This is a genomic window from Rhodoluna limnophila (assembly GCF_005845365.1).
GTDB lineage: Bacteria > Actinomycetota > Actinomycetes > Actinomycetales > Microbacteriaceae > Rhodoluna > Rhodoluna limnophila.
Genome location: NZ_CP040509.1, coordinates 252,798 through 268,733 on the forward strand (window position 1 = coordinate 252,798; position 15,936 = coordinate 268,733).

16 protein-coding genes are annotated in these 15,936 nt (G+C 55.3%); 11 read left to right on the forward strand and 5 right to left on the reverse strand.

What is annotated here, in order from left to right; translation table 11 throughout:
- Positions 1–2 precede the first annotated feature (2 nt).
- Positions 3–824 carry a purine-nucleoside phosphorylase gene (locus FFA38_RS01260; protein WP_138315243.1) on the reverse strand — a complete coding sequence of 274 codons (822 nt, stop codon included), beginning with the start codon at positions 822–824 and terminating at the stop codon, positions 3–5.
- A 30-nt stretch (positions 825–854) separates the two neighbouring features.
- Between FFA38_RS01260 and FFA38_RS01265 the strand changes: the two genes are divergently transcribed.
- Positions 855–2,273, forward strand: a complete 1,419-nt coding sequence (locus tag FFA38_RS01265) for an NAD(P)H-quinone dehydrogenase (RefSeq protein ID WP_138315246.1) — start codon at positions 855–857, stop codon at positions 2,271–2,273.
- Positions 2,274–2,338: 65 nt separating this feature from the next.
- On the opposite strand, the gene FFA38_RS01270 is transcribed toward FFA38_RS01265, so the two are convergent.
- Both FFA38_RS01270 and FFA38_RS01275 read right to left on the reverse strand, forming a co-directional pair.
- Entirely contained in the window at positions 2,339–4,141 is a 1,803-nt protein-coding gene (locus tag FFA38_RS01270) for an ATP-binding protein (RefSeq protein ID WP_138315248.1), read from the reverse strand.
- Between the two features lie 65 nt (positions 4,142–4,206).
- Positions 4,207–4,851, reverse strand: a complete 645-nt coding sequence (locus FFA38_RS01275; RefSeq protein ID WP_138315250.1) for a Maf family protein — start codon at positions 4,849–4,851, stop codon at positions 4,207–4,209.
- Positions 4,852–4,876: 25 nt separating this feature from the next.
- Here FFA38_RS01275 and FFA38_RS01280 point away from each other — a divergent pair, with 25 nt between their 5' ends.
- The 4 genes from FFA38_RS01280 to FFA38_RS01295 are packed head-to-tail and all read left to right on the forward strand — an operon-like array spanning position 4,877 to position 8,947.
- Entirely contained in the window at positions 4,877–6,115 is a 1,239-nt protein-coding gene (locus FFA38_RS01280; RefSeq protein WP_138315252.1) for a class I SAM-dependent RNA methyltransferase, read from the forward strand.
- 2 nt (positions 6,116–6,117) lie between these two features.
- Positions 6,118–6,792, forward strand: a complete 675-nt coding sequence (locus FFA38_RS01285; RefSeq protein ID WP_138275017.1) for a response regulator transcription factor — start codon at positions 6,118–6,120, stop codon at positions 6,790–6,792.
- Positions 6,793–6,794: 2 nt separating this feature from the next.
- Positions 6,795–7,985, forward strand: a complete 1,191-nt coding sequence (locus FFA38_RS01290) for a sensor histidine kinase (RefSeq protein WP_138315254.1) — start codon at positions 6,795–6,797, stop codon at positions 7,983–7,985.
- Complete coding sequence (locus FFA38_RS01295; protein ID WP_138315256.1) at positions 7,970–8,947, forward strand: hypothetical protein; 978 nt, start codon at positions 7,970–7,972, stop codon at positions 8,945–8,947. The genes FFA38_RS01290 and FFA38_RS01295 overlap by 16 nt, the downstream gene beginning before the upstream one ends.
- 199 nt (positions 8,948–9,146) lie before the next feature.
- On the opposite strand, the gene FFA38_RS01300 is transcribed toward FFA38_RS01295, so the two are convergent.
- Both FFA38_RS01300 and FFA38_RS01305 read right to left on the reverse strand, forming a co-directional pair.
- A complete protein-coding gene (locus FFA38_RS01300; protein ID WP_138315258.1) occupies positions 9,147–9,398 on the reverse strand; it encodes an acyl-CoA carboxylase subunit epsilon in 252 nt (83 codons plus the stop codon).
- The gene (locus tag FFA38_RS01305) at positions 9,398–11,017 is read right to left on the reverse strand and encodes an acyl-CoA carboxylase subunit beta (RefSeq protein ID WP_138275021.1); all 1,620 of its coding nucleotides are present in this window, start codon (positions 11,015–11,017) and stop codon (positions 9,398–9,400) included. Before FFA38_RS01305 ends, FFA38_RS01300 begins: the two co-directional genes overlap by 1 nt.
- A 101-nt stretch (positions 11,018–11,118) precedes the next feature.
- On the opposite strand from FFA38_RS01305, the gene FFA38_RS01310 reads away from it, so the two are divergent.
- From FFA38_RS01310 to FFA38_RS01335, 6 genes are all read left to right on the forward strand, one after another.
- Positions 11,119–11,892: a biotin--[acetyl-CoA-carboxylase] ligase gene (locus FFA38_RS01310; RefSeq protein WP_138275022.1), complete on the forward strand. Its 774-nt coding sequence runs from the start codon at positions 11,119–11,121 to the stop codon at positions 11,890–11,892.
- 4 nt (positions 11,893–11,896) lie between these two features.
- On the forward strand, positions 11,897–12,325 hold the full coding sequence (locus tag FFA38_RS01315; protein ID WP_138275023.1) for a PH domain-containing protein: 429 nt from the start codon (positions 11,897–11,899) through the stop codon (positions 12,323–12,325).
- Between the two features lie 26 nt (positions 12,326–12,351).
- Positions 12,352–13,488, forward strand: coding sequence for a 5-(carboxyamino)imidazole ribonucleotide synthase (locus FFA38_RS01320; RefSeq protein ID WP_138315260.1), 1,137 nt, complete (start codon positions 12,352–12,354; stop codon positions 13,486–13,488).
- A gap of 50 nt (positions 13,489–13,538) precedes the next feature.
- Positions 13,539–14,048: a 5-(carboxyamino)imidazole ribonucleotide mutase gene (gene purE, locus FFA38_RS01325; RefSeq protein WP_138315262.1), complete on the forward strand. Its 510-nt coding sequence runs from the start codon at positions 13,539–13,541 to the stop codon at positions 14,046–14,048.
- A gap of 83 nt (positions 14,049–14,131) precedes the next feature.
- Positions 14,132–15,415 carry an LCP family protein gene (locus FFA38_RS01330; protein ID WP_138315264.1) on the forward strand — a complete coding sequence of 428 codons (1,284 nt, stop codon included), beginning with the start codon at positions 14,132–14,134 and terminating at the stop codon, positions 15,413–15,415.
- A gap of 3 nt (positions 15,416–15,418) precedes the next feature.
- Positions 15,419–15,913, forward strand: a complete 495-nt coding sequence (locus FFA38_RS01335; RefSeq protein ID WP_138315266.1) for a hypothetical protein — start codon at positions 15,419–15,421, stop codon at positions 15,911–15,913.
- Positions 15,914–15,936 lie beyond the last annotated feature (23 nt).

The following is a 15,936-nucleotide window of genomic DNA, read 5'->3' on the forward strand; positions in this document are numbered from 1 at the left end:
GACTAGAGTTTGGCAATAATTTCGGCAAGGAGGGCGCTGATGCGAACCTCTGCGTCTTTGCCCGCCTGCAAAACTTCGGCGTGGCTTAGCGGTTCTTTTTGGATTCCGGCAGCCAGGTTGGTGATTAGGGATAGTCCCAGAATTTCCATGCCGGCTTCGCGTGCCGCAATTGCCTCGAGCGTGGTCGACATGCCCACGATGTGACCACCGATCGCCTTGGCCATTTGAACTTCGGCTGGGGTCTCGTAGTGTGGTCCGCGGAACTGGCAGTAAACGCCTTCGTCGAGCGTTGCGTCTACGGTGCGGGCCACATCTCTGAGTCGCTTTGAGTAGAGATCAGTCAGGTCAACAAACTTTGCGCCCTCTAGCGGGCTGGTGGCAGTGAGGTTGATGTGGTCGCTGATCAGCACCGGGGTGCCAGGCTTCCAGGTTTCTTTGATGCCTCCGGCTCCGTTGGTCAAAATCATGGTCTTGACTCCGGCGGCAGCCGCTGTGCGGGTGCCGTGGGCAACGCGGCGAACACCGTGACCTTCGTAGTAGTGGGTGCGAGCACCAAGAACCAGCGCGTGCTTACCGCTCGGCAGTTTGATTGAACGCAAAGTAGCAACGTGGCCCTGGACGGCTGGTGCCGAGAAACCGATTACCTGGGTGGCGTCAATTGTGGCTACGGTCTCACCGATTAGGTCTGCAGCCTTGGCCCAGCCTGATCCGAGGGTGAGTGCAATGTCGTGCTGGGCAACTCCGGTGAGCTGAGCAATGGTCTCGGCTGCCTGGGCAGCAATGTCAAACGGATTCGTCGCTGAATCATCTAGTGGGTTGTTCATCCTTCGAGTTTACGGTGGCAGAATTGAAGGGTGAGTACTGTCGAAAAAAAGAAACACCATATTGTCATCATCGGTGGAGGGCCTGGCGGCTACGAAGCAGCCCTAGCCGGTGTGCAACTCGGCGCAGAGGTAACTCTGATTGAGCGCAATGGTGTTGGTGGAGCAGCGGTTCTTACTGACGTCGTGCCTTCTAAAACCCTCATCGCCACTGCTGAAGCAGCCCAGCGTGTGGCTCACGCCACCACCTTGGGGGTTAAGTTTTCTTTTGCCGGTCAGGTAATCAAGCCAAAGCTCGAGATTGACCTTGCCATCGTCAACCAGCGCCTACTAGACCTTGCCGAAAACCAATCCTCAGACATGCTCGAGACCCTGCTTCAGGCCGGTGTCCGTGTGATCCGCGGGTCCGCTCGCTTGGATGGAAACCACCACGTAATTGTCGACGCCATCGAAGACAACAAACCGGAGCGTCTTGAGGCCAAGACCATCATTGTTGCCGTTGGCGCCCACCCAAGACAGTTGCCAGACGCCAAGCCAGACGGCGACCGCATTTTTACTTGGACTCAGCTTTACAACCTGACCGAATTGCCAGAGCACATGATTGTGGTTGGTTCGGGTGTAACCGGTGCTGAGTTTGCCTCTGCCTACAACGCTCTAGGCTCTGAGGTCACTTTGATTTCAAGCCGCGATAAAGTTTTGCCTGGCAAAGATGATGATGCAGCCGACCTACTCGAGCACGTATTCCGCCGCAACGGCATCAACATTTTCAACAACACCCGTGCCGACAAAGTCGTGAACACCGGCAGCGGGGTAGAGGTAACCCTTGCTGACGGCAAGGTAATCAAGGGCAGCCATTGCTTGATGGCTGTTGGTTCGATTCCAAACACTCAGGGGCTTGGTCTCGAAGAAGCCGGAGTTGTGCTGACTCCATCGGGTCACGTTGAAGTAAACAAGGTTGCCCGCACCTCACGTGCCAACGTTTATGCAGTCGGCGACTGCACCACTTTCTTACCACTAGCTTCGGTCAGTGCCATGCAGGGTCGAACCGCAGTGTTCCACACCATGGGTGACGTCTCTGCCCCAACCGAGCTGCGCAATGTAGCCTCAAACGTTTTCACCGCTCCTGAGATTGCCTCGGTTGGCTGGAGCGAGCAGGAGCTTCGCGAGGGCAAAGTATCTGGTTTCGTCGAGAAGATTCAACTCAACTCAAACCCACGGGCCAAGATGCAGGGCATTGAGGACGGCTTTATCAAGCTGATCTGTTCGACCGGTGGAACCGTCATCGGTGGCGTGGTAATTGCCCCTCGAGCATCAGACCTTATCTACTCAATTGCGGTGGCAATCGAGAACCGCTTGACCGTAGATGAACTGGCACGAACCTTTACCGTGTATCCATCACTGTCAGGTTCAATCAGCGATGCCGCTCGTGCCCTGCACATGCCAAACGTGTAGGTAAAAATTTAGCTAAGCAAAAGAGGGGCCCCACAGACGCGGGACCCCTCTTTTTCTTTAAGAAATTAGTCTTCGAACTCCAGCAGCACGGTTCCGGCCGGAACAGTCGTGCCAACCACAGCAGAGATTGACTTGATGACGCCGGTTTTGTGCGCGTTCATCGGCTGTTCCATCTTCATGGCTTCAAGCACGACAACTAGGTCACCTTCGTTTACGGTGTCTCCGACTGCAACAGCAATCTTGACTACGGTTGACTGCATCGGCGCCTTGAGGGCATTGCCCGAAGCGCCACCGCTACCCGCACTGGCTGATCCGTGGCTCTTGCGCTTTGGTGCAGCTCCGGCGATTGCCGGTCCAGCAACTCCGGCACCGGCAGCTAGCAGGCGCTTCGGCAGTGAAACCTCGATGCGCTTGCCGTCAACCTCAACCACAACGTTGTTACGTTCTGCAATTTCACCGGTAGGTTCAGCCACGCCAGTCCAAGCAGGAATGTCGTTTACCCACTCGGTCTCAATCCAGCGGGTGTAGATTCCAAATTTGTTTGCCTGCTCGTCACCGATAAAGGCTGGGTCATTCACAATCTTGCGGTGGAACGGAAGCACGGTCGGAAGACCAGCGACTTCCATCTCGGCAAGTGCGCGGCGTGAGCGCGCTAGGGCCTCTTTGCGAGTTGCGCCGGTCACGATTAGCTTTGCCACCATCGAGTCGAATGAACCTGAGATCTCGTCACCGGCACCAACGCCGGTGTCAACGCGCACACCAGGGCCAGAAGGCGCCTTGAAGACATGGACTGGGCCAGGTGCCGGCATAAAGTTGCGGCCGGCGTCTTCACCGTTGATGCGGAACTCGAATGAGTGTCCCTTGACCACTGGGTCGGCGTAGTCAAGCACGCCACCCTCGGCCAGGCGGAACTGCTCGCGCACTAGGTCAAGGCCGGTTACCTCTTCTGAAACCGGGTGCTCAACCTGAAGGCGGGTGTTGACCTCGAGGAATGAGATGGTGCCGTCCTGAGCGACCAAGAACTCACAGGTACCGGCGCCCTGGTAGCCAACCTCTTTCAAGATTGCCTTTGATGATTCGTAAAGTCGGCGGTTCTGCTCTTCGGTCAAGAATGGCGCCGGAGCCTCTTCGACCAGCTTCTGGTGGCGGCGCTGTAGTGAGCAGTCGCGGGTAGAGACCACAACCACATTTCCGTAGGCGTCAGCCAAGCACTGAGTTTCAACGTGGCGTGGCTTCTCGAGGTACTTCTCAACAAAGCACTCGCCGCGGCCAAAGGCTGCAATTGCCTCTCGGGTGGCCGACTCAAATAGCTCAGCAACTTCCTCGGTCTTATAAGCAACCTTGATGCCTCGGCCCCCGCCACCGAATGCCGCTTTGATGGCAACCGGTAGGCCGTGCTGGGCAACAAATTCAAGAACTTCTTCGGCGCCCGATACTGGGTCAAGGGTTCCCGGTGCCAGCGGGGCACCGGCTTTTTCAGCAACGTGGCGGGCTGAAACCTTGTCACCAAGTTGCTCAATCGCACGAGGTGATGGTCCAATCCAAATAATCCCAGCATCGATAACGGCCTGCGCAAATGCAGCGTTCTCGGCAAGGAATCCGTAACCAGGGTGAACCGCATCGGCACCGGACTTCTTGGCAATTGCCAGAATCTTCTCAATCACCAGGTAGGTCTCAGGGCCAGTGGTGCCGTGCAGGGCATAGGCCTCATCGGCAAGCTTCACGTGCATGGCATCGCGGTCTTGGTCTGCGTAGACAGCAACCGACAGAATGCCGGCATCCTTAGCCGCACGCGCAATGCGCACAGCAATCTCGCCGCGGTTAGCGATCAGGACCTTGGTGATTTTCTTCTGAGTCGATGAAGTCATAATCCCCAAGCCTATTGGCAATAATGCCCAAATTATTGGCAGTGAATCACAAAAAAATCACAAAACTACTGTGACAAGTGCCAGAGGCTGGTGTATTCGATCCCTAGGCTTAAGACCAGCTCGCGCAGCGTCGGCAGTGATAGACCGATGACGGTGTGTGCATCGCCCTCGATTGACTTCAAAAATGCCCCACCGAGACCATCGATGGTGAATGCGCCGGCAACTTTTAGTGGTTCGCCAGTGGCCACATATGCGTCAATTTCACGGTCTGAAATGTCGGCAAAATGCACGATGGATTTTGAAACTTTTCCGGTTGCCGGGGGCAGCACCCCAGGGCGCGGGTCTCGATTGTCGATTACCCAGTGGCCTGAGTACAAAACTCCGGAACGCCCCCGCATGGCCATCCAACGCGCTCGCGCTACCTCTGGTTCGTGCGGTTTACCTAGAGCTTCACCGTCAAATTCCAGCGATGAATCACAACCGATAATCACGGCATTTCGGGAATCCGGGTGGTCAATGACAGCTTCTGCTTTTGCCTTAGCCAGAATGTGCACCATGTCGGCGGTGTTTTCAATTAGGCCCATCGACGCCGCGCGATCTGCAACCAGGTCTTCATCGACGCCCGGGGCAATCGTGGTTGGTTCAATACCGCCCGATCTAAGCAGGCTGAGGCGGGCAGGAGAGGTTGATGCAAGAACTAAACGAGTCACACCGATACTCTGGCACACTTATAGGGTGAGTAAAACTACAAACTGGGTCGGCCAGAATCTTGAACTAACCATTGAAAAGGTTGCCCACGGCGGCATCTTTGTTGCCCGTCACGATGGGCGAGTGGTTTTTGTATCGCACGCGCTGCCTGGCGAGAAGGTAAAGGCTGTGGTCTACGAAGACCGCGGAGGCTCTTTTTGCCGTGCTGAACCAACTGAGATTTTGGTTGCCTCACCAGACCGCGTAACGCATTTCTGGAAGCAGGCTGGACCTGGTGGAGCCGGCGGTGCCGAATTTGGCCACATCAATTTGGCTCGTCAGCGTGAGTTGAAAGCCGACGTTATTGAAGAAGCCCTTCAGCGTATGGCCGGCATCGAATTGCGCCCGGTTGTTGAGGCGGCGCCTGGTGACGATGAGGCAAACGGCCTCGGATACCGCACCCGCGTGCAGCTGCACGTTGACGAAGCAGGCACAGTTGGCCCTTATCGTGAGCGCAGCCATGAGGTAGTAAAAGTTCGCGACCTGCCGTTGGCGGTTGAAGAAATTCGCGAAACCGAAATGCACAACAAGAACTTTCAGGATGTCCGAAAGATTGAAGTTTCGGCATCGAGCACCGGCCAGGTCCAGTGGAGAATCGACAACAAGGTCAAGGGCGACGAACGCTTGGTTGAGCGTGCAGCTGGCCGCACCTTCCGCATTAGCGGCGGCGGTTTCTGGCAGGTACACAAGAAGGCAGCCGACCTACTGGCCACCTGTGTGAACGACATGGTTCAGGCCGTTGGCATCGATAAAGAAGCTGACAACCTTGATCTATACGGCGGTGTTGGCTTGTTCACCAGCGCACTTGCCGGTCGTGTCGGCAAGGACCTGCGAATGACTTCAGTTGAGTCATTCCGTCAGGCCACCGATGACGCAACACTGAACCTCTCTGATCTGCCTAAGGTCAAAGCGGTCTGCGCTCCGGTTGAGCGCTTCTTGAACGAGAAGGTCGGCAACCTAGACAAGGGCGGAAAAACCGCTAGCCCGCGAAACTCAACCATCGTTCTTGACCCACCGCGCGCCGGGGCCGGTGCCAAGGTGGTTGATCAGTTGATGAAGATTGCTCCAAAACACATCGTTTATGTGGCGTGCGATCCAATCGCGCTGGCCAGAGACCTCAAGCAGTTCCTTGCCGGAGATTACGAGCTCAAGCAATTGCGCGCATTCGATTTGTTTCCGCACACCCACCACGTTGAGTGTGTTGCCAGCCTGGTGAGAAAGAGCTAAACATGCAAGACGCGAGCCTAGTCGCCACCAACCGCGAAATCTGTGTTGGCATCGTTGATGACCACGATGCCATTCGGTTTGCTTTCCGCGGTGTGTGTGAAGAGTACGGGCTTAAGTTTTGCGGCGCCTCGGACACAGTGGCCGGCTTGTTGGCTCTCAACTCAGAGCACGCCTGCGATGTCGTGGTGCTTGACCTTTCGCTGGCCGACGGTTCAATCATCACCGACAACGTCAAGGCCATTCTTCAGGCCGGCAGCCAGGTGCTGATTTTTAGCATCGCCGATAAGCGCGCTCAGGTGGCCTCTGCTCTCAAGGCCGGCGCTGCGGCTCTGGTCCGCAAGTCGCAATCCATGGATGATCTGGTTAAGGCGATTCGCCTAGTTGCTCTTGGAGTGGTGGTAAACAACACCGAGACCTCTGCGGTTATCGATGCCGACGTGGTTTTCAAAGAGCAGGCCAACCTTTCGCCGCGCGAGCGCGAGGTTCTGACGCTATACGCATCAGGGTTTGCATTGAAGCAGGCTGCGGCCGAGATGAACATTGCCCAGAGCACTGCCAAAGAATTGATCGACCGAGTTCGAGCAAAGTACTCATCAGTGGGCAGGCCAACTTCGACCAAAACCGACCTGCTGCTGCGTGCTATTGAAGACGGAATTCTTGAAGAGGGGCCGCAGTAAACATGTACATATTTCGTAGCCGACCAACCAAGAGTTTTGCGGTCAACCGAATTGTCAAACTGATTGCCCGAGTCCTTTCTATCGGCCTGGTGATCTCGAGTGCCGAGATTTATCTGTACGGCTTTGCCCAGTTGCCACTGCTAAATGCTCCGCTCGCTACCGCATTCTTGTTCTTGCACATGGCCTCGCTGGCCTGGATTATTTTCGGCGCTTGGTTCACCGAGCGCCCGGCTTATTCGCAGCGCGGGTACACCATCGTTTCTGTGCTTCTGGTTTTTACCTGGCAGTTTCAGGTGCCAGACCCAAGTATTTTGCCTGAGGGATACCACCCATGGGTTTGGTGGGTCATTGGTACTGCGGGTATTGCCGCAGCGGTTTCACTGCCGCTGGTCTGGGGGCTCTCATACCTAATCGGTATTCCGGTGGTTTGGTTCTTCGTTCACATCTCGCCGGCGGGCGGTAGCGCTGAGGCGTTCGGTGCTTTCAAAGACAGCATGTACACAGCTCTCTTCAGCTCATCCTTCTCACTGCTCCTCCTGCTGCTAATTGACCAGGCTGAGAAAACCGATGAGGCAGCGCAAGCTGCGGCCGAGGCCGAGGCCGAGCGTGCCCGAATCGATGCAATTGAGCAGGAGCGCTCCCGCGTGGACTCATTGGTCCACGACAAAGTTTTGACCACTCTTTTGATAACAGCCAAGGCTAACGATCCGCAGCGTACCGCCGAAGCAAAGGCGCTTGCCGATGCCGCTATCCAAGCGCTTGAAGACGACGCTTTTACTCGTGACTCGGCAAAGACTGACATCACATCATTTAGCCTTTTTGGCGCCTTTCTTGAGACGGTCAAAAATGACTACCCGGATGTCACGATTCGTGAGACCGGTGCCAGCGACCTGCAAATCCCCAATCGGGTTGCCGCTGCGCTGAGTGAGGCCACGATTCAGGCCATCACAAACTCTAAGCAGCATGCTGGGCCCGGTGCAGAGTGCGTGGTCCGCATGAAGGGCGGCGCAAACGGCATCAAGATTGTGATCAAAGATGACGGCAAGGGGTTCAGGCCTTCGCGCGTACCAAAAAACCGATTGGGTTTGAGGCTCTCGATCATCAATCGTGTTGAGTCGGTCGGTGGAACAGTAAAAATTGACTCGGCCCCTGGCCGCGGTTCAGCAATTATTTTGGAATGGAACAACGCATGATTCCGGTACCTAGGTGGGCAGTCTCTGTCGTTGCCATGATGTTTTGCGTCTACCCTGCGGTGCTGGCATTGGTCGGATACTCAGATTCCAGCACGCCGATTCAACTGCTTATCGCGGTGGCCCTATACCTGGCCGGGGTGGTTCCAACGCTGACCATGTTTGAGCTTCTAAAGCTGCCTCGTTGGCTGGCTGTCTTCAACCTTGGTATTGCAGTGGTTATCCCTGCGCTGCTCTTGCCTGGCATCAATCCTGCTCAGGTTGGCGACTATTCAACCTGGTTTGTGGGCGCAATTGCCAGCCTTTCAGCGGCTACCGCCTTTAGAGATCGAATCACTTTTGCCCTGCTCATGGTCATTGTGGTGTCGGCTCAGGTAATTATCTGGGGTGGCGCTGGTGCCATCATGGGCACCGGTGTGGTTGGTGCGGTTATTTTCTTTGTGGTCGGTGCTCTGATGTCAAAGGGTATTCGCGGCACTCAATCAGCTGCCGAGGATTACCGTGCCAAGCTGCGTAAGACTCTGGCAAACACGGCGTTCGTAACGGCGTCTCGCGAGGAACACAAGCGTCGTATTGCCGAGGCCTTAGTTCAGTCGGTTCCGCAGCTTCGCGAGATTTCTCAAACTCCCGGTGACTTTACTCCTGATCTAAAGCAGCGCTCTGAGCTGCTTGAGGCCGCACTTCGCGATGAGATCCGTGGTCGAGGCCTAATCAACCCGGCGATCAAAGAAGCTGTTCTGGCAGCCCGTGGCCGCGGTATTGAGGTTATTCTCCTCGATGAGGGTGGGCTCGATGATGCCAACACCTCAGAGCGCGATGCAATCTTGCTGGAGGCTGCTAAAGCAATTGATTCGGTTGAGGCTGGGCGCATCACTTTGCGTGCCCCTCAGGGCGAACAGTGGCGCGTGACGCTAATGGCAACCCGATCAGGTGTTACCGCGCCAGATCTCTGGTTGAAGTTCTAGTTAAATAAGAATCGGTGGCCCCGAAGGACCACCGATTCTTTCCCCAATCAGGTAAAAGCCTGACCCCGAGAGTTCAGCTCGTTCCCCTGTACGTGAACTGAACCTCTTGGTTTAAGTATGAATTGTGCGCGTGGGAGCCCGCTACCAAAAACTGTCCCCTCTTCGGGGGACTGTCGGTAACGATTGAATACCGGGAAATTTAGTTCAAGCCGGAGCGGTAGGCACCGCGCCACTGACCAGGCCCTGGAATAACCGGGTGTCTGAGTTGAGCAACGTTGCGCGCCCAACTTGACTTGAGTGGGCGCTCATAGCCGGTAGCGGCTGCCGCCTCTTCAGCGTGAACCGCCTCGAGCACGGCAATAACGGTTGCAAGCTCCTCGGCTGTCGGCGCGCCAGAAACCACCTGCAGGGCCGCCTGCAGGTCGTCTTGTTGCTCTGGTGATTGCGTCATTAGAGCGGAATGTTTCCGTGCTTCTTTGGCGGAAGGTTTGAACGCTTGGTGCGCAGGGCACGTAGTGCCTTGATTACCTGAATGCGGGTGGCGCTTGGCTCAATGATTCCGTCCAGCTCGCCACGCTCGGCAGCCAAGAATGGGCTGGCTACGTTGTAGGTGTACTCAGCTGCCAATTTTGCGCGAACCGCGGCAACATCCATGCCGGCTTCTTCAGCCTTTTTGATTTGATCGCGGAACAAGATGTTGACCGCACCCTGGCCACCCATAACCGCGATTTCAGCGGTTGGCCAAGCCAGGTTGATGTCGGCACCGAGCTGCTTTGAGCCCATCACGATGTACGCGCCGCCGTAAGCCTTGCGGGTAATCACGGTTACCAGGGGCACAGTTGCTTCTGCGTAGGCGTAAAGCAGTTTGGCTCCGCGGCGAATAACTCCGGCCCACTCCTGGTCGGTGCCAGGTAGGTAGCCAGGCACGTCAACCAAAGTCAAAATCGGAATCGAGAAGGCATCGCAGAATCGAACAAATCGTGCGGCCTTTTCACCGGCTTCAATGTTCAGGGTTCCGGCCATTTGCTGTGGCTGGTTTGCCACGATACCCACGCTGCGGCCGTCTACACGAGCAAAGCCAATCAGAATGTTTGGCGCAAACAGTGGCTGCACCTCAAGAAACTCATGGCCATCAACAATGCCTTCGATGACAGTCTTCATGTCATACGGCTGGTTTGGTGAGTCCGGGATGATGGTGTCCAGAGCACGGTCGTCATCGGTGACTTCAAGTTCACCTTCAGGTGCGTAGACCACAGTCTCAGAAAGGTTGTTCTCAGGCAGGTAGCTCAATAGGGCACGAGCGTAGTCAATCGCGTCAGTCTCGTCATCAGCTAGGTAGTGAGCAACGCCCGAGCGCTCGTTGTGAGCGCGAGCGCCACCAAGCTCTTCCATGCCAACGTCTTCACCGGTTACGGTCTTGATTACGTCTGGGCCGGTAACAAACATGTTTGAAGTTTTGTCGACCATGATCACAAAGTCGGTTAGTGCAGGTGAATAAACCGCGCCACCGGCAGCAGGGCCCATGATGATGGAAATCTGCGGAATCACGCCAGAAGCCATGGTGTTGCGCTTGAAAATTTCGCCGTACTTACCTAGGGCAATAACACCCTCTTGAATTCGGGCACCACCTGAATCAAGGATTCCGATCATCGGCACGCCGGTCGCAATTGCCAGATCCATGATCTTGATGATCTTGTTGCCGGCAGCTTCACCGAGCGAACCACCAAAAATTGTGAAGTCCTGAGAGAACAGTGCAACCTGACGACCGTGGATGGTTCCAACGCCGGTAACCACAGCGTCACCGTAAGGACGGTTCTTATCCATTCCGAATGCGGTTGAGCGGTGGCGTACGTATTCATCCAGTTCAACAAATGAACCCGGGTCCAGCAGCATCTCAATGCGCTCGCGGGCGGTGTTCTTGCCTTTGGCGTGCTGCTTTGCAATTGCAGTTTCACCGGCAGCCGTTACGGCCTCGTGGTAGCGCTGACGCAGGTCTTCGAGCTTGCCCTTGGTGGTGGCAATCTCTGGGTTCAACCTGATGGCGCTAGTGAAGGTGTTCTCAAAGGTCATGAAAAACACTCTACCGAGGTAATTGGGCCATTCCTTTGAAGGTTAGCCACTGCACTTTGGCTATTTGCCTGTCAAAAATCTACAGAGAGTAACCTTGGGGCATGGATTTCGCAGTAAGTGCCGGTTTGGCTTCAAGTTTTGAGTTTGTTCCTGAGACCGGGTCAACCAACACCGATTTGATTGCGAATTCAGCCCAGCTAAGCGATTTTGCAGTCAAGGTAGCTGGATTCCAAAATGCAGGACGCGGCCGTTCGGGCCGTCAGTGGTTGGCTCCTGCCGGCAGCTCACTATTCGTATCAGTGCTTTTGAAGCCGCAAAATGTGCCGGCCAGCAAATTCTCTTGGTTGCCGCTGTTGGCGGGTTTGGCCATGAATCGAGCTGTCTCTGACCTAATTGCCCCTGCGCGTTCAAGTTTGAAATGGCCCAATGACGTCTTGGTCGCTGACCAAAAAATCTCCGGAGTTTTGAGTGAACTCGTGCCAGACCTCAGCGGCGTGGTGATTGGTGCCGGATTAAATGTGAGCCAAGAACAGGTTGACCTACCAATCGAGTCAGCAACCTCGTTGAGGTTGCAGGGTGCACATACCCTGGAACATGATCAGGTGCTTGCGCGCTATCTGGGCCACCTAAAAGACCTTTACCAGCGGTTTGTTGCTAATCAGGGTGATGCCGTTGCTTCAGGGCTACGTTTCTCGGTCATCGAGGAATGCGGCACTATCAATCGGCGAGTGAAGGCAATCATGCCGGGCGACACTGAAGTTTTGGGCGAGGCGGTTGGCATCGACGACAGTGGGCGCCTGATTTTGCTGCGTGAAGACTCAGGTCAGGTTTTTCCGGTTGCTGCCGGCGATATTGTTCACCTGCGACACAATTAACCCGATGAGTTTTTACACCGAACAACGACTAGCCAAGTTGCGCCCTCGCGCTTCGCAGATGTTTTTGCCGACCTTGGTTCTTGGTTTGGTAAGTGCAGTCATGTCAGCATTTGCTGGTCGGTTGACCGAGCAGTGGCAGCAACTAACCCTCTGGGTGGTTTGTGGGGCTTTGGCATTTTTATTCTGGCTTTTGCCGTTGCTCAGGTACTTGAGTACGTTCATCGAAGTAACCACCACTCGAGTCATTGTGCGTTCCGGCCTGATGGGGCAGCACCGAAAAGAAATCAGCCTGTCCAAGATTCGTGACGTTGAAATTGGCAAAGGTCGGGTAATCAACCTCATCCTCGACGGTCAAGAAGTGGTTGAGGTAAAGGGCGTTCCGCGGCACAAATTGGTGGCGTTAGAAATTGACCGCCTTGCTGCGTCAATATAGAACTTCATAAAACGAATGGAAACTACATGGGTGCTCTGCGCGTAGGTGTAATCGGTGGCGGCCAGCTGGCTCGAATGATGACCCCGCCGGCAATAAATCTTGCAATTGACATCAAGGTTTTGGCCGAGGCCGAAGGTTCTTCTGCTGCCCTGGCAACCACGATGGTTGGCGACTACACCCAGGTAGAATTAGTTCGCGAGTTCGCCAAGACTGTAGATGTCATCACCTTCGATCATGAACATGTTCCGCTCGCTGTGCTTGAGGCACTTGAGGCCGAGGGGGTCAGTGTTCAGCCACCTAGCAAAGCTCTGGCCTTTGCCCAAAACAAATTGGCAATGCGTAAGCGCCTGGGTGCTCTAGGTTTGCCAATGCCGGACTGGGCCGAAATTCAGGATGCCGAAACCCTAGACGCCTTTATCGAAGCGCACGGTGGCGTGGCTATCCTCAAGACCCCGATCGGTGGTTATGACGGCAAGGGTGTTCGCGTAGTGCGCAGTGCCTCAGATGCCTCTGACTGGCTGGCCAACCTGGCCCAATACGGCGGCAGTTTGCTTGCCGAAGAAAAAGTTGACTTTGTGCGTGAGCTAGCTCAATTGAGTGCGCGTCGACCGAGCGGACAGTTTGAGCCTTGGCCATTGGTTCAGACCATTCAAGAAAACGGTGTGTGCTCGGTAGTGCTTGCACCTGCTCCAGCAGTAGACCAGGCAACTCTTGACCGCACCGCTGAAATTGCCAAGAGCGTTTCAGAGGGTCTGGGCGTAACCGGCGTTCTGGCGGTTGAGATGTTTGAGGCACGCGATGGTCGCATCTTGATTAATGAACTTGCCATGCGTCCACACAACTCCGGTCACTTCAGCATCGAGGGTTCTGTCACCAGCCAGTTTGAGCAGCACCTTCGTGCAGTTCTTGATTTACCGCTGGGCTCAGCTGCACCTCGAGCGGCTCACGCAGTGATGGTCAACCTGCTCGGTGTTGACGACCAAAACGACTTTGTGCAGGCCTACTCGAGTGCCCTGGCGGCTCACCCAGAAGCCAAGGTTCACACCTACGGCAAGTCTGCTCGCGCAGGTCGAAAGATGGGCCACGTTACCGTAGTTGCTGATTCAGCAGAGCACGCGCTCGCCGAAGCACAGGGTGCTTCTGCCGTTTTGCTACGGGGATAATCCAACACCCTTCGGTAAAATTTACGGGTCCCCTCTATCTAAGGAGCCCCATGTCTCAGACTGCTGCCGAACGCCCAATTGTCGGCGTTGTAATGGGTTCTGACTCTGACTGGTCAGTCATGTCTGATGCTGCGCAGGCCCTAAAAGATTTCGGTATTCCATTCGAGGTTGAGGTTCTTTCAGCCCACCGAACTCCAGAAAAGATGATCGAGTGGGGCAAGGCTGCCGCGGGCCGCGGCATCAAGGTAATCATCGCGGGAGCGGGCGGTGCTGCTCACCTGCCAGGCATGTTGGCTTCGGTCACCACACTGCCGGTTATCGGTGTGCCTGTGCCGCTGGCAAAACTTGACGGCATGGATTCACTGCTGTCGATCGTTCAAATGCCAGCCGGTATCCCGGTAGCAACCGTTTCTATCGGTGGTGCCAAGAATGCTGGAATTTTGGCAGCAAGAATTTTGGGCGCATTCGACCAGGAGATTTCTTCGGCAATGGCCGCTTACAGCGACCTACTCAAGGCCCAGGTCGCCGAAAAGAATGAGAAGCTGAAATCACAAATCTAGGTCCACGTCTAAGCCAACGCGCTCAGCCACGTGCGGCTGTGGGCGGGCCTTTTCGCAACTTTGAGCGGGCTACCCCTGAGCAAATGCATCGCCGCGCTTGGTTTCTTATCGTTCTGAATTTGCTTGTCCCTGGCTCGGCCCAGCTGCTTGCCGGTAACCGCCGTTTGGCTCGGATTGCCCTCACTGCAACTTTGAGTCTTTGGGGTCTGGTTCTACTGATTGTTTTGCTGGGCACCATTAATCGCGACTGGGTTATCTGGATGGCCACCGTGCCTTTTCTGATGGGCCTGATGTCGGTGATTTTGATTGCCTACGCGGTAGTTTTTGCCGTGGTTTCACTTGATACCCTGCGCCTGATGCGGGTCGGACGAATGTACAACCGTGAGCGATGGATCACACTGGGTGCGATTGTGCTCACCGGTGTTCTGGGTACCTCGGCCGTTGCCTACGGTGGCAACCTGGCGGGAGTTCAGTCAAACCTCATCGCCACCATATTCAACCAGGGCGGGCTAACCCAGGCGGTTGATGGGCGCTACAACATCATGTTGCTCGGTGCCGATGCCGGTGCCGATCGTTTTGGTATTCGCCCGGACAGCATCTCGGTGGTCAGCATCGATGCCGCAACTGGTCAGACCGTGAACATTGGCATCCCTCGCAACCTGCAACGGGTGAGTTTTTCTGAGGGTTCACCGATGCTTGAGGTCTACCCAAACGGCTGGGACTGCGGTGTTGACTGCCTAATTAATGCCATTTATAAAGATGTTGAAGACAATCACGCCGACTTGTACCCGGATGCTGTTGCGCAGGGTTCAACCCCTGGTACCGAGGCCACCCGCGATGCTGTCGAGTATGTAACCGGTCTTGAAATTCAGTCTTACGTCTTGGTTGACATGGCAGCCTTTGAATCGCTAATCGATGCTCTGGGCGGCATTGACATCAACGTCAAAGAGCGCCTACCAATCGGTGGTCAAAATGAAGACCTCTCTGACGTCAAGGGTTGGATTGAGGTTGGTCAGCAGCACATGGATGGCTACACCGCCCTCTGGTATGCCCGCTCGCGCCACACCACATCTGACTACGACCGCATGAAGCGACAGCACGAGGTAGAGAATGCAGTGTTGGCCCAGATTGCTCCGGCCACCGTTCTAAGCCGATTCCAGCAAATTGCCTCGGCTGGTAAAAAGATGATTCGCACCGATATTCCGAGCGGCATGTTGACCGAGTACGTCAACCTCGCAACTTTGGCAAAAGAACAGGGCATCAACTCGATACCTCTGATTCCGCCAACCATCGATGTAATTCACCCCGATTTCTCAGCAATTCATGCCATGGTTGAAGAAGCCACTACACCGGTGCCTAAGGAGTAGCTGATGAAGAAGGTTGTTGTCTTGGCAGGTGCCGCCCTAGCAGCGGTATCACTGACTGGCTGCGCCCTGCTTTATCCAAACTGGGGGACTGACCAGGATCCAAGTGATTCGGCCACCCCGACAACCTCGGCAACGCCGACAGTTACTCCCACCGAGACACCAACCCCATCAGAGTCGCCGAGCAAAGTCTTAGGTAGCGCTGACGTGGTTTTATTTGACGCTGGCCTTGACCTCTCGACCAGCCCGGCCAAACTTTACGCGATGGCAGATGTGGCAAATTTTGCTGAAAATGGCGGCCAATGCATTTTGGTTTTCACAAGCGGATCAACCACAAAAACGGTTTCGGTTTCAGCCGAAGCAAATGTGCAGCGCACCCAGTGCGCCCTTATGGAGCTGCCGGTCACCGGGCTCCCTAAAGGCAACGCAACGCTCCATGTGAAGTACGAGTCGGCTAACTATGTTGGTGAGACTGAAAAAGTCTCAGTGGTGGTGCCGTGATAAGCCGGTTCAAAACTAGAACA